The following is a 901-nucleotide window of genomic DNA, read 5'->3' as shown; positions in this document are numbered from 1 at the left end:
TCAAACGGAACAAAACCTGGGACACTTCAGTTTTGAGTATCAATAACCGTGCGTGCCCCAATACCCACCGAACAGTCCCAACCAACGCGGACTTTCCCACCTAGGAAAGCCGGTACACCTCGTAGTCGCCGGGAACGCCCGCTCCGGGAACATGCGCAAGTCCGAGCCTCACAGCTAGGCCAATCGACGCCTCATTCACAGGGTCGATGATGGCAACGATGGGGAACGTCGGGAAGCGCTCGCGGGCGCTCGCAATCGCGGCGGCTGCGGCTTCCTTGGCGTAGCCCTGGCCTTGCGATTCGGGTGCGAACCGGTAGTAGAGGTTCATGACTTCTTCGTCGGCTTCCTCGCTGTGTCGTACCCCGGTAAAGCCGATGGTCGCGCGGTCGAGGGTGCGTACCGTGTAGTAGCCCAACTGCTGATCGGCCCAATTGTTCTGCCACGAGCGCGCAAGCTCGACAGCCTCATCGCGGGTCTTCATTGTCAGCTCGGGGCGGTGCTCGTAGGTGCGGGGATCTGAGTGAATCGCAAAAATGGCATCGATATCCGCATGCGTAGGCACCGACAACTCAAGCCGCGGGGTGTGCAGGGCAAACGCATCAGACATGGTGAGTCCTGTCCTGCCGCTTGCTCCACAACCGCCACAAAGAGAACTCACCCGCGGCACTCAGTACCGGCAGGGTGGACAGGCGTACGGCGCGGCGCACCGGACGGTAGTCGCGGACGGCCCAGCCTTGGGCTTTCGCGTGGCGGCGCAGCGCACGGTCCGGATTGACGACAACGGGGGAGCCGACCATCTCCAGCATTGGCAGGTCGTTGATGCTGTCGGAGTAGGCGGTGCACTGCTTGAGATCGTGTTGCTGCAGTAGGTCCTCAAGGAAGCGGCGGAGGTTTCCTTGAG

At 61.7% G+C, this 901-nt stretch carries 2 protein-coding genes; both read right to left on the bottom strand.

Annotation, left to right across the window (positions count from 1 at the left end):
* Positions 1 to 100: 100 nt before the first annotated feature.
* On the bottom strand, positions 101 to 607 hold the full coding sequence (locus HMPREF2656_RS03995) for a GNAT family N-acetyltransferase (protein WP_070815930.1): 507 nt from the start codon (positions 605 to 607) through the stop codon (positions 101 to 103).
* On the bottom strand, positions 600 to 901 hold a 302-nt coding region (locus HMPREF2656_RS03990), incomplete at its 5' end, for an HAD family hydrolase (protein WP_371440647.1). The genes HMPREF2656_RS03990 and HMPREF2656_RS03995, both read right to left, overlap by 8 nt.

This window comes from Corynebacterium sp. HMSC034B08 (genome assembly GCF_001835805.1).
GTDB classification, from domain to species: domain Bacteria; phylum Actinomycetota; class Actinomycetes; order Mycobacteriales; family Mycobacteriaceae; genus Corynebacterium; species Corynebacterium coyleae.
The sequence above is the reverse complement of the archived record's forward strand: the minus strand, read 5'-3'. Positions and strand labels throughout refer to the sequence as shown.